Raw genomic sequence first — 23,847 nt, 5'->3', positions numbered from 1 at the left:
CTTATAGGCTACCTGCGCTTTCACTTAATTTTTTACGAATAACCATTGGTAAAATCCCTTGGTGTTTCCAGTAGCGGATATCTGCAGGCGCGTCAAAACGCAGACGTGTCATAAAGGATGTTTTATGATTTTGCGCATCGGTCGCGATGACTTGAACGAGTTGGTTGACAGTTGGTTCTTCTGGGAGCAAGACTTGGAAAGTTTCTGTTCCAGTAAGTCCAAGCGACTCTGCGGTGTCACCTGCTAAATATTCTAATGGGACAACACCCATCATGACTAAGTTGCTACGATGAATCCGCTCGAAACTTTCGGCTAAAACCACTTTCACTCCGAGTAATTGCGTCCCTTTTGCCGCCCAGTCACGGGAAGAGCCCATACCGTAATCTTTACCGGCTAAAATCATACAGTTGATGTTTGCTTCTTGGTAACGCAAAGCAGCATCGTAAATAAACATTTCTTCACCTGTTGGTAAGTAACGTGTGTAACCGCCACTAATTTCAGGAACGAGTTGATTTTGGAGACGAATATTTCCGAATGTCCCACGCATCATAATTTCATGATTCCCGCGACGTGAACCGTACGAGTTGAAATCACTGTAACGCAAGCCTTTTTCTTTTAAATATTTTCCAGCGGCCGAGTGCAACGCAATACTGCCGGCAGGAGAAATATGATCGGTGGTAACAGAATCTCCTAGTTTTGCTAAAATTCGCAAGTCTGTTAAGACGCCTTGTTCAGGTAATTCTCTTGTCAGACCTTTAAAGTAAGGTGGGTGAGCGATATAGGTTGAAAGTTCATCCCATGAATAGCAATCACTGTGCGTGGTGTCAATCGCATTCCAGCGTTCATTGGCACTAAATAAATCACCGTAAGCAAGGCGGAAAGCTTCAGGAGAAACAAATTGATCGATATAGCGTTGAACCTCTTCTTTATCAGGCCAAATATCGCTTAGCATAATGGCTTGACCGCTTGCATCAACGCCAATTGGTTCCGTCGTTAAGTCTTTTGTGACAGTCCCAGCAAGAGCGTAGGCAACCACGAGTGGTGGAGAAGCAAGATAGTTCGCTTTAATTAATGGATGAATCCGTCCTTCAAAGTTACGGTTTCCAGACAGGACAGAAGATACAAGCATCTCTTCTTTTTGCAAAGCTTCGGTAATTTCATCTGCCAATGGTCCAGAGTTACCGATACAGGTTGTACAGCCGTAACCAACCAAGTAGAACCCGAGTTTTTCGAGATAAGGCATGAGTCCGCTTGCTTCGAGATAGCTGGTAACGATTTTTGAACCAGGAGCTAAGGATGTTTTAACGTAGTCAGGCACTCTTAATCCTTTTTCAACCGCATTTTTTGCAAGTAAACCGGCTGAAAGCATGACGAATGGATTACTTGTATTCGTACAGCTTGTAATGGCCGCTAACAGTAAATCGCCAGTTTGAATGACTTTGTCTTCTTTATCCCACTCGATAACGACTTGCTTTTCAGTTTCTTCCGTGCTTAAACCAAAACCTTTTGGTCCGACAGGTGCCGTTAAACTATCATGGAAGTCTTGAGCGACCTCGGTTAATAAGATGCGATCTTGTGGACGTTTTGGTCCAGCTAAGGCGGGTAGAATTGTTGCTAAGTCTACAGTGATGACTTTTGTATAAGTGGGCTCAATAGTGTCATCGTAGAACAAATGATTTTGTTTTGCATAAGTTTCAACACGTTCGATGACAGTTTCTGAGCGTCCAGTAATTTTTAAATAGCGTAATGTTTCGTCGTCGATCGGACAAAAACCACACGTCGCACCATATTCAGGAGCCATGTTGGCGATGGTTGCGCGGTCAGCTAAGCTTAATTCGTGGTAACTTGGACCAAAAAATTCAACAAATTTACCGACAACGTTTTCTTTGCGTAGCGTTTCAGTAATGGACAACACTAAATCCGTGGCAGTTGCACCGGGTGATAAAGTTCCGACGAAACGGACACCAATTACTTCAGGAGTCGGGAAGAAGGACGCTTCGCCTAAAAGAGCAGCTTCGGCTTCAATTCCACCAACACCCCAACCGAGCACGCCTAAGCCGTTAATCATGGTTGTGTGGGAGTCTGTTCCTTGCAAAGTATCTGGCAATAGCCAATCAATCCCAGCTTTATGTTCCGTTAAAATAACTTCAGATAACACTTCTAAATTGACTTGGTGAATAATCCCCGTTTCTGGCGGCACCACATCAAAGTTTTCAAAAGAAGATTGTGCCCATTTTAAAAACTCGTAGCGTTCATTGTTGCGCTCGAATTCTTTGGCCGTATTGAAGGCAATAGCACCTTTGTTGCCATATTGATCGACTTGGACGGAGTGGTCAATCACTAAGGTCACCGGAATATCTGGATTGATATCTGCGGCTTTCCCATCCAATGCAACCATCGCGTCACGCATGGCAGCTAAATCGACAACAGCTGGAACCCCAGTAAAATCTTGTAAAATAACCCGAGCGACCTTAAAGGGCACGACACCTTGAGGATTATCCGCTTGCCAGTTGGCTAAGGAAGCAACGTCGTCTATTGTGATATCTTCTCCCATCTGACGAGCGACACTTTCTAATAATACTCGGATTGAATAAGGAAGATTCGTTAAATTTGAATGATAAGTTTCTGCGACAGCGCCTAGATCAAGGTAATTGTACGTTTTATTCGACAGTACAAGTTCTTTATGCCAGTTCATAGGTGGTCCTCCAGTCTATAAAATATTAGAGATATGGCATAATTATACGTTCAAAATGAAAAAAAGCCAATAGTAAATGAAAAATTCTTTCATTTTAGTCTTACCGTGCTATAATACATTTTAAGAAATAAATACAAATAATGTGTAATCTAACATAATCATGTTAGAAGATATAAAAAGGAGTCGATGTTTTTGGATCGCGAAAAAATGTTAACGCAAATCGAAGAAAATAATCAAATTGCCAATGAGTTATATTCGAAATACGAGGTAAAACGTGGATTGAGAGATGATCAAGGAAAGGGCGTCGTTGCGGGTCTAACCACGATTTCAACGGTCTATCCAGAGAAAATGGTCGATGGACAAGTCGTTGCAGGTTGCGGTGAGTTGCGCTATCGTGGGATTTCAATTGATGATTTAGTCGAAGGATTTGTTTCAGAAGATCGTTTTGGTTTTGAGGAAGTCGCGTACTTACTGTTATTTGGTGAGCTACCAAACCAAGAGGAGTTGGCTGAATTTCAAGCGTTGATTGCGAGTAATCGGACGTTACCCACGAATTTCGTTCGTGACGTCATTATGAAAGCCCCTTCGGCAGATGTGATGAATAGTTTGTCACGTAGTGTGTTGACGCTAGCGAGTTATGATGAGGCTTCGGATGATATTTCGTTGGAAAATGTGTTATCTCAAAGTATCATGTTAATTAGCGTTTTTCCGTTATTAGCGATTTATGCGTATCATGCCTACAATCACTATAATAAAGAAGAAAGTATGTATATTCATTTACCAGAAGAAAATTTAAGTACTGCAGAAGCGTTGCTACAAATGTTGCGTCCAGATCGCTCTTATACGAAACAAGAAGCACAAACATTAGATATGGCGCTTGTTTTACACATGGAGCATGGTGGCGGGAATAACTCGACCTTTACGACACGGGTAGTAACTTCTAGTGGAACGGATACATATTCAACCATTGCAGCAGCATTAGGCTCATTAAAAGGTCCTAAACATGGTGGGGCGAATATTAAAGTCACCCAAATGATGACAGATTTAAAAGCGCAGTTAACGGATTACAGCGATGAAGCGGCTGTTGCGCAATATTTAGAAGATTTACTCGATAAAAAAGCCTTTGATCAAAAAGGGTTAATTTATGGAATGGGCCATGCGATTTACAGTGATAATGATCCGCGTGCCGCCATTTTCAAACGCTATGTTTCAAAATTAGCGGAAGAAAAAGGCGAAGAGGCTTGGAAAGAATATCAACTGTATACGTTAGTCGAACGTCTCGCGCCGGAAATTATTGCGAATAAACGAAAAATGTTTAAAGGTGTGAGTGCCAATATCGATTTCTTTAGCGGATTTGTGTACAACTTGCTTGATCTGCCACCAGAAATTTATACACCGATTTTTGCTATTGCGCGCATTGTTGGTTGGTCTGCCCACCGCATGGAAGAATTAGTTAATGCTCAAAAAATTATTCGACCAGCATATCAAGAAGTGACAGAAGATCGCGAATATCAAGCGATGGCTGATCGTCAGTCGTAAAGTAGTTGTGCGGAACAAAAAAAGAACGAACACTTCTCGAAAGAAGGATTCGTTCTTTTTTAATCAGTATTAGATTAATTTTTTGTAGTATTCAACGACTAATAACTCATCAATTTCTTGTGGTAATTCGTCGCGTTCAGGTAAACGAGAGAATGAACCTTCTAATTTTTCGTCATCAAATGTTACGAATGGTAGACGACCAATTGTTGATTCAACTGCTGCTTTGATTACAGGAACATTTTTAGATTTTTCACGAACAGATACTAATTGTCCAGGTTGTACGCGGTATGATGGAATATCAACGCGTTTGCCATCGACAGTAATGTGACCGTGGTTTACTAATTGACGTGCTTGACGACGAGTAGTTGCTAAACCTAAACGGTAAACAACGTTATCTAAGCGTTGTTCTAGTAAAATCATGAAGTTCACACCGTGAGTTCCTTCTTTGACTTTGCTTGCTTGTACGAATAACGTACGGAATTGACGTTCGTTCATGCCGTACATGTGACGTAATTTTTGTTTTTCGTTTAATTGTAGTCCGTATTCAGAGCGTGCTCCACGGCTAGTTGGTCCGTGTTGACCAGGTGCGTAAGGGCGACGAGCTAATTCTTTTCCTGTGCCAGATAATGAAATACCTAAGCGACGAGAAATTTTCCAAGATGGTCCAGTATAACGTGACATAATGAGATTCCTCCAATAAATATGATTTTTTTGGAGTAAAATAATCCGATGAAAGTGTTATTCTTCGTGTAGTTCATTCTTCAATCTTCACCTATGCAGCCGTGGCTACGCAATTGAACTTTCGAAAAAGCGATGAACTGGGGACGAGGAACTTGTTTTCTGCTGCATTATTTTACACAACTTACAGTATAGCATTATTTAATATTTAGTGTCAAATAAGAATTTGAAAATGAAGAAAAAAGCTTTTATTAAATTAATATTTTTTTTCACAAGATTGCTTTACAAATGGAACGAATCTATTTAAAATGAAAAAGACAGATTTGTTTCAGAAAATAAATGATTTTAAAAAGGAGTAACCTGAAAAATGAATCCAATTTCACCGCTATTTGAAAAAATTGATGCTTCAATCGGGAAAAAAGTTGATTTGATTGAATCGAGTTATGCTCGATATGCTTTGCGCTCGATTATGGCCTGCGCTTTTCTCACGCTCGGAACCGGTGTCGCTTATGGTATTGCGATAAAAGGTGAGCATATTGTACCAGGATTAGGAAAAATGTTATATGCCTTTATGTTTAGTTGGTCTCTTGTCATGATTTTATATATGAACGCTGAACTCGGTACGTCGAATATGCTTTACATGACAGTTGGGTATTATCGTCGTCGTTTAAATTTTTTAAAAGCTGCAAAGATTTTATGGACATGTATTTTATTTAACTTAATTGGTGGTATTATTTTTGCTTATTTACTTTCATTAACAGGGCCGTTCCAAGATCTTCCACATAATAGCTATTTATTTGAATCAGCGGTTACGAAATTAAGTAAATCGACACTTCAAATTTTTATTGAAGGGATTTTTGCGAATATTGTCGTAAATGTAGCTGTACTCGTTAGTATGCGGATGAAAGATGATGCAGGAAAGATTTTAGCCATTATTTTTATTATCTTTATTTTTGCTTACCTTGGATTCGAACACGTTATCGCCAATTTCCCTTTCTTTACCTTAGCATATTTTGCTTCAAATGGGACTATTGCTGGCATGGACTTTGGAAGTGTGATGCATAATTTAACATTTGCCTTGCTCGGAAATTATGTAGGTGGCGGATTGATTATTGGTTTAGGTTACGCTTGGTTAAATAATACCAAGTCGACGTATGTTGATTAATGATAGAAAGAATAAAAGAACCTTAGAAAACAAATCTGTTTTCTAAGGTTCTTTTATTTTGAGTTTTTTGGTGAATGACTATTGTCTTCTATGCGAACATCTCGTAACAACATAATCCCTTCTTTCGCGGTATCCTACCAATATGATATCATGTTGGTAGGATACGATGGAAGTGGTACTTTTATTCGTTTGGTAGAGAAATAATCGAAAAATAAAATAAAGGAGAATGCAAATGCGCTTAATGGTAGATGGTGATGGCTCACCAGTCAAAGAAGAAGTCATTCGTTTAGGGCAGAGATTCCAGTTGCCTGTGATCATCATTACGAGTGTGGATCACTATACGACAAAAGAATATCCTCCTTTCGTGCGATTGGTGTATGTTGATAAAGGAGCCGATCGTGCCGATTATCAAATTGTAAAAGAAATCTTGCCAGGGGACATTTTAATCACACAAGATTATGGTCTTGCTTCGCTCGTTTTACCCAAGCAAGCACGTGTTTTTCATCACTCAGGGAAAGAGTATCTAAAAGAAACGATTGATACGTTACTGATGCAACGTTATTTGAGTGCCGAAACCAGACGTGCGGGCAAACGGACGAAAGGTCCAAAAGCTTTTACGCAGCAAGATCGAGAGCAGTTTTATGAAATAGTATCTCAAATTCTGCAAAAAACAGAATAAAAATCAACTTGTGAAAGCCCTATCATTATTTTTTCGTTAAACTATGTTCGTGAACTTAAATCTATGATAAAATGTGTAAGGATTAAACACGCAAGTTCATGAAATTGTTGGAACTATTAGGAGGACGCGTTTTTGAAAATTATCTTATTATATGGCGGGCAAAGTGCAGAGCATGAAGTCTCAATTTTATCGGCTTTTTCTGTCTTAAATACTATTTATTACAACTACTATCAAGTACAACTCGTTTACATTACGAAAGAAGGGCAGTGGCTTAAAGGACCATTACTGACTGAAAAACCGGCTTCAAAAGAAGTATTATCGTTGACGGTTTCAAATGGAGGACAGCCGGGTGAGACTTATGGTGAGTTAATCATGCCTTGTCAAATTAAAGAAACAAATGCGATTGTGTTTCCGTTGTTACATGGGCCAAATGGAGAAGATGGTACGATTCAAGGCTTTTTAGAAACGATTGATGTTCCTTATGTTGGGGCGGGTGTTTTAACAAGTGCTTGTGGCATGGATAAGATTACGACGAAGTACTTATTACAAGCAGCAGGAATTCCTCAAGTGCCATTTGTACCGGTTTTAAAGAATCAATGGAAAGAAAATCCTAAAAAAATCTTTGAACAATGCGAAGGGTCGTTATTGTATCCAATGTTTGTTAAACCAGCAAACATGGGGTCGAGTGTGGGGATTTCGAAAGCGGAGAATCGTGAGGAGTTACAGTTAGCCTTAGAAGAAGCGTATCGCTACGATACACGTGCCGTGATTGAGCAAGGGATTGAAGCGCGTGAAATCGAAGTAGCCATCTTAGGAAATGAAGATGTCCGGACGACAATGGCGGGTGAGATTGTTAAAGATGTAGCTTTTTACGATTATAATTCAAAGTATATTGATAATAATATTACAATGGCTATCCCAGCGCAGATCCCAGATGAAGTTCAAGCAAAAGCACAAGAATATGCGAAGTTAGCGTACACCATGATTGGTGGTAGTGGATTAAGTCGTTGTGACTTCTTCTTAACGAGTAAGAACGAGTTATTCTTAAACGAATTAAACACCATGCCAGGGTTCACACAATTTAGTATGTATCCGGCACTGTGGGAAGCGACGGGATTACAATATGGTGACTTAATTGAAGAGTTGATTCAATTAGGATTGAATCGCTACGAGCAACGTCAAAAATTTTTAGTTAAGCTATAAAAAAAGTCGGAGGGGATCTAAAAAGCACAGATGCTTTTTAGATGTCTTCCATTTTTAATTAAAGGAGACGTAATTATGAGAGTAACAGCAAAAGAAATTGCTACGGCATTGAACATACCAGGAAATTACGATGATACAGTGATTACTAGTGTCGAATTTGATAGTCGACTCGTCCAAACGCAAAGCCTCTTTGTGCCGTTAGCAGGTGTCAGAGATGGTCATGAGTTTTGCCAACAAGCAATAGAAAAGGGCGCAGTCGCGACGTTTTGGAGTAGACCGATTAGTCAAGCACCAAGCGATTTGATTGTTTTTCCGGTGGCGGACGTGGCCAAAGCGTTTCAACAATTGGCGGTCTATTACCAAGCACAGATTGCACCGAAAGTGGTGGCGATTACTGGTAGCAATGGGAAAACAACCACAAAAGATATGACAGCGAGCGTATTGTCGCAACGATATCGGACGTATAAAACGCAAGGAAATTACAACAATGACTTAGGGATGCCGTACACGATCTTGCATATGCCAGATGATACAGAAATGCTTGTCTTAGAGATGGGGATGGATCATGCGGGCGAAATTGCGTTTTTATCGCGTTTAGCGCAACCAGATGCCGCTGCCATTACGATGATTGGCGAAGCTCATTTAGAAAATTTAGGTTCTCGAGAAGGCATTGCGCAAGCGAAAATGGAAATCACGGCTGGACTTAAAGCAGACGGATTATTGGTTATCCCTGAACAAGAAATACTCTTAAAACCACTTGTCGCAACCTTGACGCAACAAATCCAAACGGTAGGCTTCATGCAAGGAGATATTCAAGGGACGATTATTCTTGAAGAAAAAGAACAAACACAATTTAAAGTAGGCGAAGAACAGTTTACGATTCCGGTTTTAGGAAGTTACAATGTCATGAACGCGTTAATTGCCTATACTTTAGGGAACTATTTTGGTTTGACAACCACTCAAATTGCGCGCGGTTTAGCGACGTTTCAACTAACTAAAAATCGGACACAGTGGTTAAAAGCGAAAAATGGTGCGGATCTACTCAGTGATGTCTACAATGCCAATCCCACAGCAATGGGCTTAGTATTAGAAAGTTTCGCGCAATTAACGTTAAATGGCAGACGATTGGCTGTACTAGCTGATATGCTAGAGTTGGGTCCTGATTCAAAAGCGATGCATGCGAATATGGCAGCCTTTTTGACCGAAGCGTATGATGAAGTCTTTCTCTATGGTTCGGACATGCAAGCCCTCTACGAAAAGATCAAAGAAGGACCTGTAACCGTTCATTATTTTGAAAAAGAAGCGAAGCCACAACTGATTTCGGTCATTAAAGAGACACTCCAACCGACGGATAGTTTATTACTCAAAGGCAGTAACGGAATGGGGTTAGCAGAAATCGTAGAAGCCTTACAATGAAAAACAGCGAGAAAACTTTCTGTAAAAGAAACGTGAAACTTGCTGAAATGATTTATCTGTGTTAGAATATTCAGGTACCGAAAGATGAAGTGAATGGTTAATGATTCTTTGAATGATTAATCAATGAAGATAAAAATAAACATATAATGGCTTTTTTAAGTCAGAATGATTTGATATTTGAAATGAGGCTAAGACAAAAAGCAAGATCACATTTGTCCTAGTCTTTTCTAATGGCCTTCGAGAAGCGGTTTTTCGGTGTGAAAATGAAATAAAGTTTGGTTCAGGGACGACCACTTTCTTTCATTATAAAATCTCAACGCTTCAAATTTGTCAGAACAACGACGTTCTGACGGGGGATTATCCCTAAAAAAAAAGCGATGAATATGAAGGAAGACTTGATATTCAATCATCACTAGGAGGATTTATTTGAAATTTAAAGATTTAAACTTATCACCAGATTTATTAGCAGCCGTTGAACGTGCAGGATTTGAAGAAGCAACACCTATCCAATCGGAAACTATTCCATTGGCTTTAGAAGGCAAAGACGTGATTGGTCAAGCTCAAACAGGTACTGGTAAAACAGCAGCCTTTGGACTACCAATGTTAGAAAAAATTGATGCAAAAAGAAGACAAATCCAAGGATTAGTCATTGCACCAACACGCGAATTAGCAATCCAAACCCAAGAAGAATTACACCGTTTAGGTAAAGACAAAAACATTCGTGTATCAGCAGTTTATGGCGGAGCAGACATCAGCCGTCAAATCCGTCAATTAAAAGACAATCCACACATTGTGGTTGGAACACCAGGTCGTATGTTAGACCATATCAAACGTAACACTTTAAAATTAGCAACAGTTGAAACGCTAGTCCTTGACGAAGCGGATGAAATGTTAAACATGGGCTTCTTAGAAGATATTGAAACAATCATTGCCCAAGTCCCTGAAAAACGCCAAACCTTATTATTCTCTGCAACAATGCCTCCAGCAATCAAGAGCATTGGTGTCCGTTTCATGAAAAACCCAGAACACGTAGCAATCAAAACGAAAGAAATGACCGCTGATTTAATCGATCAATTCTACTTACGTGCAAAAGACTTCGAAAAATTCGATATGATGACGCGTTTATTAGATGTTCAAACACCAGAGTTAACAATCGTCTTTGGTCGTACAAAACGTCGTGTTGATGAATTATCTCGTGGATTAGAAGCTCGTGGTTACCGCGCAGAAGGAATCCATGGCGATTTAACGCAACAAAAACGGATGAGTGTTTTACGCGCATTTAAAACAGGTCAATTAGACATCTTAGTTGCGACAGACGTGGCTGCTCGTGGATTAGATATTTCAGGCGTTACTCACGTTTACAACTACGATATTCCTCAAGACCCAGAAAGCTATGTTCACCGTATTGGTCGTACCGGCCGTGCTGGTAAAGAAGGCGTTTCTGTGACATTTGTAACACCAAATGAAATGAGTTACTTACATGTTATTGAAAACTTGACGAAAAAACGCATGACACCACTTCGTCCACCAAGTGAAATGGAAGCTTTCAAAGGACAATTAAGTGCAGCTTTAGAACAAGTAGAAAGCAAATTAGCTGAAAATGGTCTAGACCGTTACTTAGAAGGTGCTGATCAATTATTAGAAGCACACAATCCGCAAGATTTAGTAGCATTATTACTTAAAACACTTGCGAAAGATCCATCAGATATGGCACCGGTAAACATCACTCCTGAAAGACCATTGCCAGCAGGCGGCGGTAAAAAAGGTTTTGGTGGCAATCGTGGCGGTGGGAACCGTCGTGGTAGCGGTGGTCCTCGTGGCGGAAGCAACCGCGGTCGTGATGACCGTCGTGGTGGGAACCGTGAAGGCGGCAACCGTAGTCGTGATGATCGTCGTTCAAGTGGTTCAGGTGAAGCAAGTAGTAACCGTGGACGCGATGACCGTCGTACGCGTAGCAACGAAGAGGCAAGTAAGCCAAAACGTCGCAGCAATAACGACAAGAGCCGTAGTTTTGTGATTCGTAACAACCAAGACTAAACTAATTGATTATTTTTTAACAATTAACCTCTAAAAAGTTTCGATACTCTTTAAAATAGAGTCTTTGGATCAAGTAGCTAATTTTGCTGCTTGATCTTTTTTTGGCTCTATTTTAATTGAGTTGGTTGGCTTTTCAAAGGGCTCTGCGACAGTCATGTCGATATCCAAGCGAAGAAAAAGTCAGCTCATAAGATTCTGTAGGCGATACTTCCGATTAAAAGGCTAGTAGTACCGTTTTTATCTGAGTTTTAGCGACTCTTTTGCTTTGTAGATGGTTTTTCTTGGTTTTTTTGGTAGAATGAAAGTAATTCAAATGAAAAGAGAAGAAGCAGATGATTCGAGGAATAGGGATTGATGCGGTGGAACTCCCCCGCATGAAAAAAATAATAGAAGAAAAACCAAAAATGATTACACGTATTTTAACGGTACGTGAAAAAGAGTTGTTTGATGGCTTGCCGCTAAAAAGACAAATTGAATTTCTTGGCGGACGCTATGCGTGTAAAGAAGCCTTTTCGAAAGCTTGGGGTACGGGTATTGGCAAAGTCACGTTTCAAGATATTGAAGTGCTCGTGAATGAAAAGGGGGCACCGATTGTAACGAAATCACCCTTTAGCGAAGGGCCTGTCTTTGTGAGTATTACGCATACGGACACGTTAGCATTTGCCCAAATTATTTTAGAAGGAAATGAGGAGAACTAACATGGCTATATCTTATCATCGTCCAACTGCTATTTTTGTTGATTTAGCAGTGATTAAAGAAAATGTCGCACATGCAGTTCTTCAACAACAAGGAAAACGTGACGTGTTTGTAGCCGTTAAAGCAAATGGCTATGGTCACGGAGCTGTACCTGTTGCCAAAGCCGCAATTGCTGCAGGGGCAACAGGACTTTGTGTCGCAACCATTGATGAAGGAATTGCCTTGCGAGAAGCGGGGCTTACGCAAACGATTTTGATTTTAGGACTTGTCGATGTTCAGTGGCTTCCTTTGATTATCCAGTATCATTTAGCGATTCCTGTAGCGACACAAGAATGGTTAGAAGAGGCGTGGTCTGTTTATCAAAACGAACGATTAAGCGGCCAAGTCTACCTTCATTTAGCGATTGATACTGGGATGGGGCGAATTGGTTTTCAAGAAAATCAGGCGGTGTTAGCAGCCGTTCACTGGTTAGAAAACCATCCCTCTTTTGTCTGGGAAGGAATTTTTACACACTTTTCTACTGCGGATGAAACGGATACCGCCTATTGGAAAAAACAAAATGAGCGGTTTAATACCCTTATTGCTACTTTACCTAGGGTTCCTCGGTACATTCATACAAGTAACAGTGCCACGACGCTTTGGCGCGAAGACGTGGGCAATGTGGTCCGTTTAGGCATCGCGATGTATGGACATAATCCATCAGGCGGGCTATTGCCCATGAGTCCGACTCTCAAACCAGCATTGTCTTTAGAATCGGAACTCGTCCAAGTGAAAAAAGTTCCAGCAGGTGCAGGAATCGGTTATGGGAAAAGTTATGAGACAAAACAAAGTGAATGGATCGGGACTGTTCCAATTGGCTATGCGGATGGGTTTGTTCGTGGGATGCAAGGATTTTATGTGTTAGTAGAAGGCCAACGTTGTGAAATTATTGGCCGTGTGTGCATGGATCAATTGATGATTCGTCTGCCACATTCGTTTGAAACGGGGACTAAAGTGACTTTAATTGGAAAGAATCAAGAAGAGGTCATTACCATCGAAGCGATTGCGGAACATTTAGGCACGATTAATTATGAAGTTCTCTGTTTGCTAGCTGAACGAATTCCCCGACACTACTTGAATACAACGGGGATATTCGAATGAAACGAGGGGCTATTTTTTTCGCCGATTTGTCACCTGTTAGAGGGTCTGAACAAGGAGGAATTCGTCCGGTTTTGATTATCCAAAATGATTTGGGGAATCGCTATAGCCAAACGATTATTATTGCGGCTATTACGACCAAGAAAGTCAAAAAATGCTTGCCAACACACATTCACTTAAAAAAAGAAATGACTGGTTTAAAACAAGATTCTACGCTTTTAGTTGAGCAAATTCGAACAATCGATAAATCTCGGATGCAAGAAAAAATTTGTCAGTTACCACTTGAAATGATGACCGCTGTTGATCAAGCTCTAAAAGTCAGTTTGGCCTTATCGTTGCGAACGGGTGATCAATAATGGGTTATATCATCATAATGGTCACTGTACTAGTGTTTTTCGTGTTCATCATTCGCCATTCGCGCCAATTCTTTCAGCAGTTAGCGCGTCAACGCATCGGCTATTGTTTATTAGTGGAAAAATATCAACACGATTCCCAGTATTATCTTGTTTTTCAACAAGGAGAGCAAGAATGGCGAGTAACGTGTCCGCTGGAAGTCTATCTTAAATTGCAACCCCCAACTAGGGGCGAGTTAGTGTTATCGAAAGGCGAATTTTATACTTTTGAAGAATAGGAGTGCACACATGACAAAAAAAATAGGTTTTTATGGTTCAGGAAATATGGCGCAAGGGATGATTCAAGGTCTTCTAGCAAAAGGTGTGTATTCAAAAGAAGCGATTTTGGTTTACAATCGCCGCGATGCACCAACGTTAGAAGCGACGGTCCAACAATTTGGGATTACTCCTATCACAGATGCACAGCAACTTTTTGCACAAGCACAGGTAATCGTCTTAGCGGTCAAACCACAAGTCTTACGGTCGTTGTATCCTGAAATCAAACAGCAATTGGCAAGCGATCAACTACTCATTTCGTTAGCAGCGGGTATTTCATTAAGTGAGTTAGAAAATGGGCTAGGGACGGCCAAGCTGCTACGGGCGATGCCAAATACACCATTAGCCGTTTTAGAAGGGATGACGGCTGTCGTCACGAATGAGCGCGTCACGGAGGATGAATTACAAGAAGTGTTAGCCATATTCAACCATGTCGGAAAAGCGCGTGTGCTACCGGAACAGTTATTTGATGCTTTCATTGGCGTCAGCGGTTCCGCTCCAGCGTATGTCTATTTATTTATTGAAGCATTAGCCGATGGTGCCGTTTTAGAAGGGATGCCACGCGAAGCTGCTTATGAGTTTGCGGCTCAAACCGTTTTAGGGAGTGCGCAAATGGTTTTATCGACAAAAAAACATCCAGGAGAGTTAAAAGATCAAGTTTGTTCACCTGGAGGTACGACGATTGAAGCGGTTAAAGTTTTAGAAGATAATCATTTTCGTAGTACCGTTATCCAAGCAGTTCAAGCTGCTGCTCAAAAAAGCCGTAACATGCAGTTCTAGAAAAGCAAACGTATGGACTTTTGATAATCATTTATTCAAACGACTGCAAAGAATCCTGATTTTTTTGATCAGGATTCTTTTTTATGCTTTTGGCGTAATCATGTGTCGCTCTTCAGTATAAGGAGTCACTTCAATGGCGCGTTGGTAGAATGCTTGTAAGAGCGCAGATTGCAATAACTCCTCGCGGGGACCCTGCTTAAAAAAGTGTCCCTCTTTTAGTAATGCGACATGAGAGATAAAGGGCATAATCTCTTCCGTATGATGGGTTACAAATAAAATTGTAGGAGCATGGGGTTCGCTGGCTAATTGTTCAATCCGCTGTAATAATTCTTCTCGAGCGAATAAATCAAGTCCCGTACAAGGCTCGTCTAAAATCAGTAGCGCTGGCTTGGCCATTAGCGCTCTGGCAATGAGCACAATTTGCCGTTCGCCTTGGGATAGTTGTTGATACGTTTTGCCAATGACGGTTACTGCGCCCAGTGACATTAAAACCTGCTTCGCTTGCTGTAATTCTTCCAGCGTATAATCTTGATAAAGCCCGATACTCGCAAACTTTCCAGATAAGACAATGTTTTCGGCTGTTTCATTCATTCGTAAACGGACTTGAAGTGCCGTGCTCACCCATCCAATGCGTTTACTTAATTCAGGTATGGACGTTTGACCAAAGACTTCTCCTAAAACGGTCACTTTTCCTTTAGATGGCCATAGATTCCCTGTGATAATTTGTAATAGTAAGGTTTTTCCTGCACCGTTTAGACCTAAAATGGCCCAATGTTCTCCTGGATTAATTGTCCAATTAATTTGTTGAAGCAAAGGATTTTTTTCGCGGATATAACTCACGTCTTCTAATTCAATAATCGGCATGTCATCGCCTCCTTTTTGTCTATCCTAGCGAAAAAGGGTAGATTTGACAACTATTTGAAAAAAAAGGACGAAAAAACGCAGATTCTTCTCTTGCGGAGGAATCTGCGTTTGTTTATTTCTTTTTACTTGTTGGATCTAATTTTTTCTCAATCAGACCTAAAAACCAATCGGCGAAAATAGACATCGCAGCGGTCGGTAAAGCACCGGCTAAGATTATCGCTGCGCCATCTGTTGCATTTGTACCACGGACGATAATATCACCTAAACCACCCGCGCCCACAAAAGTACCAATTGCGGTAATACCAATCGCTAAAACTAAAGCATTGCGAATACCAGCCATAATCACGGAAATCGACAATGGGAGTTCCACGAGGTATAAGCGTTGCCACTGAGTCATCCCCATGCCTTTTCCGACATCCAAGATTCCTGCATCTACTTGACGCATTCCCGTATAAGTATTTTTGACAATTGGTAAAAGGGAGTAGAGAAAGACAGTCACAATCACCACATTGACCCCCAGACCTAGGCCCAACATTAAGACCGAAACCATGGCCAAGGCTGGAATCGTTTGGATTAAATTCGCAATTCGGATAATCCATTCGGCAAGTGTGACACGACGAGAAATAAAAATCCCTAGCGGTATCGCAACGATTGCTGCAAAGAGAACACCATAAAATGAAATTAGGAAGTGACGAAGGAATTGAGAAAAGACGTAACCGCCATTTTCATTAAAATAAAGGATGAATTGTTGAAATAAGTTTAAATCATTCATTCACGGTTCCTCCTTCGAAATAATCATGTTCTTCTAAAAATTGTTTGGCTACTCGTGATGGTTCGATTAAATCGTTATCGGATAAATAATTCAGTCGTTGCATCGTTTGGGTATCAATGACACCCTCTAGTTTTAGTAAGATGTCCGTTAATTCAGGCACCTCATCTAACAGCGCTTGGTCGACGACAGGAGCCGCGTCATAAGGTGGGAAGAATTGACGATCATCTTCTAACATGACTAAATCATAACTCGCAATCCGGCCATCTGTTGAGTATCCAAGGACGACATCCATTTGACCAGCCGCTACAGCGTTGTAGACCAAACTAATTTGCATCGGTAAAATGGAAGAAAAACTAAAGCCGTAAGCCTCCGTAAAACCGGCATAACCGTCTCCTTGACGAGACATCCACGCACGGTCAGCGCCAACGACGAGTTGATCGGCTACCGCAGCGAGATCACTTACCGTTTTCAAGCCGAATTCTTCAGCAGTATCTTGTCGCACTAAAAAGACATACGTGTTGGCAAAACCATAAGAAGGAAACCAGACTTGATTGAACCGCGTTTTGAATTCTTCTTGAACAATCGAGAACGCTTCTTGTGGATCGGTCACAGGTTCTAGCTGTAAAGTCGTGGCAATATCGGTCCCCGTATAGCGCGCAGCCGAGATTTGGGCATCGCCATTTAACATGGCTTGATGGTTAATCGTCGTGGTTCCTAAATTATTAATAATGGTCGTATCTTTATCGGTATAATGTTCAATCATTTCAGCAACTAAACTTCCTAAAATTTGACTCTCAGTTGTAATACCGCCTGTAATCGAAATCGTATTTTTATCCGAGCTTGTTTTTAAACCGGGTAGGGAACAAGCGGCTAGGAAAAGCATTACACTAAGAAGTAAACTGTATTTCATTACTCGTTTCATTCATTCTCCGCCTTTCTTAATGCAGAAGGAGTTAATTTGTATTCTAATTTCCCTAATAAAAAGTCTGCCAGTAAGGCTAAAATCGTCACGGGAATGGTTCCCGCAAAAATAAGACTCGGTTGATAGTTATCAAGTCCACTAAAAATCAGAACTCCTAATCCACCAGCGCCAATGTAAGAGGCAAGACTGGCCCAAGCAATGACATAAACGGCTCCTAAACGAATACCCGCCATGATGGTAGGCAAAGCTAAGGGTAATTCGACTTGAATGATGGACTGAACAGGCGTCATTCCCATTCCTTTCGCCACATCTAGATAATGAGCGTCCACATTTTTTAAGCCAATATACGTATTACGTAAAATCGGTAATAAAGAATAAATAAAGAGGGCGACAATCGCAGGGAAACGACCAATTCCTAGAAAAGGAATCATTAATGTTAATAGGGCTAACGAAGGAATCGTCTGCAAGGCACTCGTGATTCCCAGGACGATATTCGCGAGTTTAGGCGTACGTGTCAGTAACACCCCGAGTGGAACCGCAACGATTGCTCCTAACGCCAGCGAAACAAATGAAATATAAAGATGTTGAAAGATGGCGGTGACGAGTTGGTCACCATACAGTTGAAAGAAAGTCATAGACTAAACCCCCTTAATTTCATCGGGATTAAAGGATTCTACGGCATCTGTAATCGTTTCTTCTTCCCCGAATACGACATCATACACAATATCAACTAAGGATGCGCGTGTCAGAATCCCGACTACCCGCTTTTGGTCATCGACAACAGGAACATATTTCAATCCTTGTTTTAAGATTCGTTGAAGGGTATTACGCAAGAGAGCATTTTCTTTTACATAAAACACTTCTATTTGTAAGACATCACCGACACTACTCAATAATCCACGGTTTTTATTAATGGATTCAATATCAATAAACCCTTTTAAGATTCCTTGATTATCCGTGACTAATAACGTATCGACCCGTTTTTCACGCATGAGACGTAGTGCTTCTTGCAATGATTTTTCAGTCGTGATGGTAATCGCAGTATTTAGCATGACGTCTTTGACTTGTGTTTTATCAGGTTTCGCTTGTAAAAGACGATCTTCTCCGATAAGTTCTTCCACGAATTTATTCGCAGGATTACGTAAAATATTTTCAGGGGTATCAAATTGTACCACTTTCCCCTCACTCATAATCGCGATTCGATTGGCCAATTTTAAGGCCTCATCCATATCATGCGTGACAAAGACAATGGTTTTGCCTAAGCGTTCTTGTAAATCTTTGACTAAATCTTGGAGTGAGTCGCGGGTGATTGGATCGAGCGCTCCGAAAGGTTCATCCATTAAAATAATATCTTGATCCGCTGCTAGTGCTCGTACCACACCAATTCGTTGTTGTTGACCGCCTGAAAGTTCGCTAGGGTAGCGATCTAACATTTCGCGCGGTAATTCGACAAGGTCAATCATTTTTTCAGCCGTTGTTTGTTGCTTTTGTTGATCAACTTTTAATAATTTTTGAACAAGCGTAATATTTTCACGAATGGTCATATGCGGCATTAACCCGATACTTTGAATCACATAACCAATTTTACGACGGAGTTCAACCGCGTTTAATTTTTGGATGTCTTGTCCATCGATGAGAATTTTTCCTTTCGTCGGCTCCGTCATGCGATTAATCATGCGCATGGACGTCGTCTTACCACTACCACTTGTACCGATAAAACAAATAAATTCTCCTTTTTCAAATGACAAGTTCACATCTTCGACAGCCACTTTGCCACCTTTATAAATTTTTGATACGTGTTGGAATTCGATCAAGTTATCCACCTCTATCTTTCTTCTTTTTTGTACTCGTTGTTATAAGTGTGCCAAAAAAAAGAGGGATTGACAAATAATGTGTCTGAAAACAGTACAAAAAAGAGTGCTAAATCAACCTTTTTCGTCGATTAATGAAAAATAAAAAATGGATTCAATCCCTTATGTGACATACGATAGCGAAATTTAACTATTTCTTGAAATTAAAATTTAATGAGAATTTTCAGCAACTAATGAAAATTGATGTGAAAAAGCCTTTTTCGCTCGCAAACAAAAGGGACAAGAGTTTTCTAAATCAGCAAAGAATGTTAGAATGAGAAGGACTGATTTGGATAAAGAAAAGAGTGGAAAAATGTTAACAACGGAAGATTTTAATTTTGATTTACCAGAAGAATTGATAGCGCAAACGCCGTTAAAGGATCGAACCAGTTCGCGCTTATTGGTGTTGGATTCAAAAACGGGTGCAATAGCGGATCATCATTTCTATGATATTATCGATGAGCTTGAAGCCGGTGATGCCCTTGTGATGAATGATACGCGTGTGCTACCGGCACGATTGTATGGTGAAAAACCAAGTACAGGAGGTCATCTAGAAGTTCTTTTATTAACGAATCTCGAAGGTGACACCTGGGAAACGTTGATCAAACCTGCCAAACGAGCAAAAGTAGGCACAGAAATTTCTTTTGGCGATGGTCGCTTAAAAGCCATCGTGGAAAAAGAATTACCTCATGGTGGTCGTGTGATTCGTTTTACGTATGAAGGAATTTTTTTAGAAAATCTGGAAAGCTTAGGCGAAATGCCTTTACCGCCTTATATCAAAGAACGACTCGAAGACCCTGAACGGTATCAAACGGTGTATGCCAAAGAAAATGGATCAGCCGCAGCGCCAACCGCAGGACTGCATTTCACGGAAGACTTATTGGCAAAAATTCAAGCTAAAGGCGTTCGCCTCGTGTATCTTACGCTTCATGTGGGATTAGGAACATTCCGTCCGGTGAGTGTGGATAACATCGCAGAACACGAAATGCATAGCGAATTTTATCGACTTAGTGAAGAATCGGCCGCTATTTTGAATGAAGTCAAAGCAGCTGGGGGTAAAATTGTCGCAGTCGGAACCACATCTATTCGGACCTTAGAAACGATTGGAACAAAATTTAATGGGGCGATTCAAGCGGATAGTGGCTGGACAAGTATTTTTATTACACCTGGCTATCAATTTAAAGTTGTCGATGCTTTTTCGACAAACTTTCACTTGCCAAAATCAACCTTAGTCATGTTAGTGAGCGCCTTTGCAACAAGAGACTTCACGTTAGCCGCCTATCATCATGCGATTGAAGAAAGATATCGCTTCTTTAGTTTTGGTGATGCGATGTTCGTGAAATAAAAAAATTTCAAAGAATTTGCTTTCAGGTTGGATTCTTTTAGATGTGGATGAAGAAATGCATTCACATCTATTTTTTTACAAAAAAATAGGAACATATAAAGAATCCTGTTAAACGATCATTACACATTTTGAAAGGAAGATTTTGACGGTTGTATACGAAAATCCATTCAATTAAAAAATAATAATAAGACTTTCGATGATTTTTTTTGAATGAATGAAGAAAAAAAGCGTTGGAAAATGATATGAATATCCAGCAGCAACACTAAACGTGATACAGCTGATTCTTACATTCGATAAAAAAAGGGAACACAAAAACAGCTATTCAAGATTGAATAGCTGCTTTTTCGGAAGGCATTTGTTGGTTTTGTTGTATGTGTGATGCAAAGTAATACGTTTTCACTCACGGTTTAACAAAAATCTTGTCTTAATTAAAAGATTCGAAACTAACTTCTTTTTTGCAAATCATGCTGCGATAATTAGGTACTGTGTAGTTGTAATGATGCTACTTGTTACATGTGGCCTTTTTATTGCTTTGATTACCTTGCAGTGTGAATATTAGGTGAAACTTGAAGCTCTAACAACTTTTTTGTTACTATTTTCTATTTTCTTTGTTACTCTTTGCTACTAGAAAATCCAACCAACAAATGTTTTATCCTTCCTTACACTCATAGAATAGCATGAATTGGAAGCGATTGCAAAATATATGCTTTTAAATTCAGATAAAAAACCAAGGTGCCAAAGAAATCGACATCTTGGTTTTTTCATTTAAATAGGTAAGGAAAAATACTTAGTCTTGTAATGGTTGAATCAGATTGTTGTAAAAGGCTGCTTTTGTAGCGCTAATATAAGGGGTAAGCCATAGATAACCGATTCCTAAAGTGAAGATACTTAAAATATGCCAACCAATGAAACTTAAATCAAGAATAAATAATTGCGCTTTGTAACCATCCATGATTTGACGACTCTTCGTAATACTATCTAAGTATTTTGGTGGGACACCTGTCCGGCTGTATTCATCATAATAAATCAGATAGGCTTGAGAATACGAATAGCCTTTAATGATTCCGGGAATAATAAAGAGTAATGACCAGAAGAAAATGAAAATAGAACTAAATAAATAAATAACTAAAATACCAATACCGTAAGGCGCTTGGAAACCTCTAAAGACATCCTTGAAAGGTACGATCGTTGTTTTTTTATGACGAAGTAAGTCTAAAAACGTCCAAGAAATTCCGACATAAAAGAAGGTTCCGATAATCCCACTAAAAAAGCTAGAACCGCCTGATTGTCCGAAATCCAGATCTAAAGAACTGTTCAAAGTCCCGTCGTTAAAAGAATTTTGGATAATGTTGGTGTTCCATAATAAAAAAGCGGGAAGCGCTACTATGAGTAGTACAACTAAGACAGCTACAACCGTGACAATCGTTGGAACTAGATTCAGTAAAATTGCTTCTTTCCATCTTCCAGCAAGCATCTCTTTAGCTTCTTGTTTCAATTCAGCGTTTGATTTCATTTCACATCACTCCAATACGTTAATTTGTAGCTTCAGTATATCAAACTCCCCGTGATAAATGAAAGGAAAGTTAAAAAAAGTTTGTGTTTTGGGTTTTATTCGTCTTTAAGTTGCAAAAAGCGTGTGGAAGATTTATGATGAAGGGTGCAATATTTAATTCAATCAATGATTAGAAAGTAGGGAAATGAATGACGGAACCAGCCATTCGTTATCGATTAATAAAAAAAGAAAAACATACCGGTGCGCGCTTAGGAGAAATTATTACCCCGCACGGAACCTTCCCGACCCCAATGTTCATGCCTGTTGGTACATTAGCAACAGTGAAGACAATGTCCCCAGAAGAACTAAAAGCGATGGGCTCAGGCATTATTTTGAGTAATACCTATCATTTATGGTTACGTCCTGGTGAGGATTTAATTGAAGAAGCAGGTGGTCTGCATAAATTTATGAACTGGGATCAACCGATTCTGACAGACTCCGGTGGTTTCCAAGTCTTTTCTTTAGCCGATATGCGGAATATCGAAGAAGAAGGTGTTCATTTTAGAAACCATTTAAATGGATCAAAATTATTCTTATCACCTGAAAAAGCGATTCAAATCCAAAATAAATTGGGTTCAGATATTATGATGAGTTTTGATGAATGTCCACCCTTTAATGAAAGTTATGACTATGTCAAAAAATCAGTTGAACGGACATCTCGTTGGGCTGCCCGCGGCTTAGAAGCCCATGCCAATCCTGATCGCCAAGGCTTATTCGGCATCATCCAAGGCGCTGGTTTTGAAGAACTACGTCGTCAAAGTGCCAAAGATTTAATCAGTATGGATTTCCCTGGTTATTCAATCGGAGGGTTATCTGTGGGTGAAAGCAAAGAAGAGATGAATCGTGTCTTGGACTTTACAACACCACTGATTCCAGATAATAAACCTCGTTACTTAATGGGCGTGGGTGCACCAGACTCGTTAATCGATGGTGTGATTCGTGGCGTTGATATGTTTGATTGCGTGTTACCCACTCGTATTGCCAGAAATGGGACTTGTATGACTTCTACAGGACGTTTAGTCGTGAAAAATGCTCAATATGCCCGCGATTTTCGACCGCTTGATGAAAAATGTGATTGCTATACTTGTAAAAATTATAGTCGTGCCTATATTCGTCATTTAATTAAAGCGGATGAAACATTTGGGTTGCGTTTAACGTCTTATCATAATTTACACTTCTTATTAAATTTAATGAAACAAGTTCGTCAAGCCATTATGGACGATAATTTATTAGAGTTTCGTGCCCATTTCATCGAAGAATATGGCTTTAATAAGGAGAATGCAAGAAACTTTTAGTTTTTTTGGAAAAAAGCTAGTGAAGCAACCGCTTTTTTGGTAAAGTAAACGTAGAGAAAAAATAGAGGTGAAATAAATGTCAGCATTAATCATGATTCTACCAATCGGAGCAATGTTATTTTTTATGCAACGTACGCAAAAGAAACAACAACAAGAACGTCAAAAATTAATGGATAGTATCACTGTCGGAAGCCGCGTGATTACCATCGGTGGATTACACGGGGTAATTTCAGAAGTCAATTCAGATAAAAACACCGTCGTATTAGATTGCGAAGGAATTTACTTAGAATTTGAACGCACATCGATTCGTACAGTTAAACCCGCAACGATTATTGAAAATGATGATTCCGTTACTGAAATTATCGTTGAAGAAGAAACAGAAGAAAAAGCAGCAGAATAATGATCATCAATTGTTCGATTCGTTCAACGTTTTCTTTGACTGCAAAGTAATCGGAACGTGTGGATGAAATCAAACAATAGTGAAAAAAGTCAGTTAGGCTCTCTTGCCCATCTGGCTTTTTTTGTGCTTTGACACGTGTCTAATCTGATAGAAC

Annotated in this window: 22 protein-coding genes; 14 read left to right on the top strand and 8 right to left on the bottom strand. The window is 40.0% G+C overall.

Translation table 11 applies throughout. From position 1 onward, the window contains the following. Position 1 precedes the first annotated feature (1 nt). On the bottom strand, positions 2-2,695 hold the full coding sequence (gene acnA, locus IGI68_RS03160) for an aconitate hydratase AcnA (RefSeq protein ID WP_438730429.1): 2,694 nt from the start codon (positions 2,693-2,695) through the stop codon (positions 2-4). 186 nt (positions 2,696-2,881) lie between these two features. On the opposite strand from acnA, the gene IGI68_RS03155 reads away from it, so the two are divergent. Beyond that, positions 2,882-4,234, top strand: coding sequence for a citrate/2-methylcitrate synthase (locus IGI68_RS03155; RefSeq protein WP_071873941.1), 1,353 nt, complete (start codon positions 2,882-2,884; stop codon positions 4,232-4,234). 69 nt (positions 4,235-4,303) lie between these two features. Here IGI68_RS03155 and rpsD read toward each other — a convergent pair whose 3' ends face one another. After that, complete coding sequence (gene rpsD, locus IGI68_RS03150; protein ID WP_071873940.1) at positions 4,304-4,915, bottom strand: 30S ribosomal protein S4; 612 nt, start codon at positions 4,913-4,915, stop codon at positions 4,304-4,306. A 364-nt stretch (positions 4,916-5,279) separates the two neighbouring features. Between rpsD and IGI68_RS03145 the strand changes: the two genes are divergently transcribed. From IGI68_RS03145 to proC, 10 genes are all read left to right on the top strand, one after another. Further along, positions 5,280-6,077, top strand: coding sequence for a formate/nitrite transporter family protein (locus tag IGI68_RS03145; protein ID WP_071873939.1), 798 nt, complete (start codon positions 5,280-5,282; stop codon positions 6,075-6,077). Positions 6,078-6,309: 232 nt separating this feature from the next. Beyond that, complete coding sequence (locus tag IGI68_RS03140) at positions 6,310-6,756, top strand: YaiI/YqxD family protein (RefSeq protein ID WP_071873938.1); 447 nt, start codon at positions 6,310-6,312, stop codon at positions 6,754-6,756. A gap of 132 nt (positions 6,757-6,888) precedes the next feature. After that, the gene (locus tag IGI68_RS03135) at positions 6,889-7,959 is read left to right on the top strand and encodes a D-alanine--D-alanine ligase (RefSeq protein WP_438730424.1); all 1,071 of its coding nucleotides are present in this window, start codon (positions 6,889-6,891) and stop codon (positions 7,957-7,959) included. A 75-nt stretch (positions 7,960-8,034) separates the two neighbouring features. Next, complete coding sequence (locus tag IGI68_RS03130) at positions 8,035-9,375, top strand: UDP-N-acetylmuramoyl-tripeptide--D-alanyl-D-alanine ligase (RefSeq protein ID WP_438730422.1); 1,341 nt, start codon at positions 8,035-8,037, stop codon at positions 9,373-9,375. A gap of 426 nt (positions 9,376-9,801) precedes the next feature. Next, positions 9,802-11,412 carry a degradosome RNA helicase CshA gene (gene cshA / locus IGI68_RS03125; protein ID WP_438730420.1) on the top strand — a complete coding sequence of 537 codons (1,611 nt, stop codon included), beginning with the start codon at positions 9,802-9,804 and terminating at the stop codon, positions 11,410-11,412. A gap of 332 nt (positions 11,413-11,744) precedes the next feature. After that, positions 11,745-12,110, top strand: coding sequence for a holo-ACP synthase (gene acpS / locus IGI68_RS03120; protein ID WP_071873934.1), 366 nt, complete (start codon positions 11,745-11,747; stop codon positions 12,108-12,110). A gap of 1 nt (position 12,111) precedes the next feature. Continuing rightward, positions 12,112-13,248: an alanine racemase gene (gene alr, locus IGI68_RS03115; RefSeq protein ID WP_071873933.1), complete on the top strand. Its 1,137-nt coding sequence runs from the start codon at positions 12,112-12,114 to the stop codon at positions 13,246-13,248. Next, positions 13,245-13,601 (top strand): type II toxin-antitoxin system PemK/MazF family toxin, encoded by a 357-nt coding sequence (locus IGI68_RS03110; protein WP_071873932.1) that lies wholly within the window; start codon positions 13,245-13,247, stop codon positions 13,599-13,601. The genes alr and IGI68_RS03110 overlap by 4 nt, the downstream gene beginning before the upstream one ends. Then, positions 13,601-13,876, top strand: a complete 276-nt coding sequence (locus IGI68_RS03105) for a hypothetical protein (protein ID WP_071873931.1) — start codon at positions 13,601-13,603, stop codon at positions 13,874-13,876. Before IGI68_RS03110 ends, IGI68_RS03105 begins: the two co-directional genes overlap by 1 nt. 10 nt (positions 13,877-13,886) lie before the next feature. Then, positions 13,887-14,693 (top strand): pyrroline-5-carboxylate reductase, encoded by an 807-nt coding sequence (gene proC / locus IGI68_RS03100; RefSeq protein ID WP_438730415.1) that lies wholly within the window; start codon positions 13,887-13,889, stop codon positions 14,691-14,693. 81 nt (positions 14,694-14,774) lie between these two features. Here proC and IGI68_RS03095 read toward each other — a convergent pair whose 3' ends face one another. The 5 genes from IGI68_RS03095 to IGI68_RS03075 form a co-directional block, all read right to left on the bottom strand. Then, positions 14,775-15,557 carry an ABC transporter ATP-binding protein gene (locus tag IGI68_RS03095; protein ID WP_071873929.1) on the bottom strand — a complete coding sequence of 261 codons (783 nt, stop codon included), beginning with the start codon at positions 15,555-15,557 and terminating at the stop codon, positions 14,775-14,777. 112 nt (positions 15,558-15,669) lie between these two features. Next, a complete protein-coding gene (locus IGI68_RS03090; RefSeq protein WP_071873928.1) occupies positions 15,670-16,329 on the bottom strand; it encodes an ABC transporter permease in 660 nt (219 codons plus the stop codon). Then, positions 16,322-17,251, bottom strand: a complete 930-nt coding sequence (locus IGI68_RS03085; RefSeq protein WP_071873927.1) for an osmoprotectant ABC transporter substrate-binding protein — start codon at positions 17,249-17,251, stop codon at positions 16,322-16,324. Before IGI68_RS03085 ends, IGI68_RS03090 begins: the two co-directional genes overlap by 8 nt. Next, positions 17,248-17,886, bottom strand: a complete 639-nt coding sequence (locus tag IGI68_RS03080) for an ABC transporter permease (RefSeq protein WP_071873926.1) — start codon at positions 17,884-17,886, stop codon at positions 17,248-17,250. The genes IGI68_RS03085 and IGI68_RS03080 overlap by 4 nt, the downstream gene beginning before the upstream one ends. Positions 17,887-17,889: 3 nt before the next feature. Then, positions 17,890-19,065 (bottom strand): betaine/proline/choline family ABC transporter ATP-binding protein, encoded by a 1,176-nt coding sequence (locus IGI68_RS03075; protein WP_438733205.1) that lies wholly within the window; start codon positions 19,063-19,065, stop codon positions 17,890-17,892. A 349-nt stretch (positions 19,066-19,414) separates the two neighbouring features. On the opposite strand from IGI68_RS03075, the gene queA reads away from it, so the two are divergent. After that, positions 19,415-20,446, top strand: coding sequence for a tRNA preQ1(34) S-adenosylmethionine ribosyltransferase-isomerase QueA (gene queA / locus IGI68_RS03070; protein ID WP_438733203.1), 1,032 nt, complete (start codon positions 19,415-19,417; stop codon positions 20,444-20,446). Positions 20,447-21,233: 787 nt separating this feature from the next. Here the strand turns inward: queA and IGI68_RS03065 are convergent. Continuing rightward, positions 21,234-21,959: a DUF975 family protein gene (locus IGI68_RS03065; RefSeq protein ID WP_071873924.1), complete on the bottom strand. Its 726-nt coding sequence runs from the start codon at positions 21,957-21,959 to the stop codon at positions 21,234-21,236. 188 nt (positions 21,960-22,147) lie between these two features. On the opposite strand from IGI68_RS03065, the gene tgt reads away from it, so the two are divergent. After that, positions 22,148-23,293 carry a tRNA guanosine(34) transglycosylase Tgt gene (gene tgt, locus IGI68_RS03060; RefSeq protein ID WP_071873923.1) on the top strand — a complete coding sequence of 382 codons (1,146 nt, stop codon included), beginning with the start codon at positions 22,148-22,150 and terminating at the stop codon, positions 23,291-23,293. Positions 23,294-23,369: 76 nt separating this feature from the next. Beyond that, complete coding sequence (gene yajC, locus IGI68_RS03055; RefSeq protein ID WP_071873922.1) at positions 23,370-23,693, top strand: preprotein translocase subunit YajC; 324 nt, start codon at positions 23,370-23,372, stop codon at positions 23,691-23,693. Positions 23,694-23,847 lie beyond the last annotated feature (154 nt).

The organism is Enterococcus sp. DIV1314a (genome assembly GCF_051713805.1).
Taxonomy (GTDB): domain Bacteria; phylum Bacillota; class Bacilli; order Lactobacillales; family Enterococcaceae; genus Enterococcus_I; species Enterococcus_I aquimarinus.
This window is presented reverse-complemented; position numbering and strand designations above follow the sequence as displayed.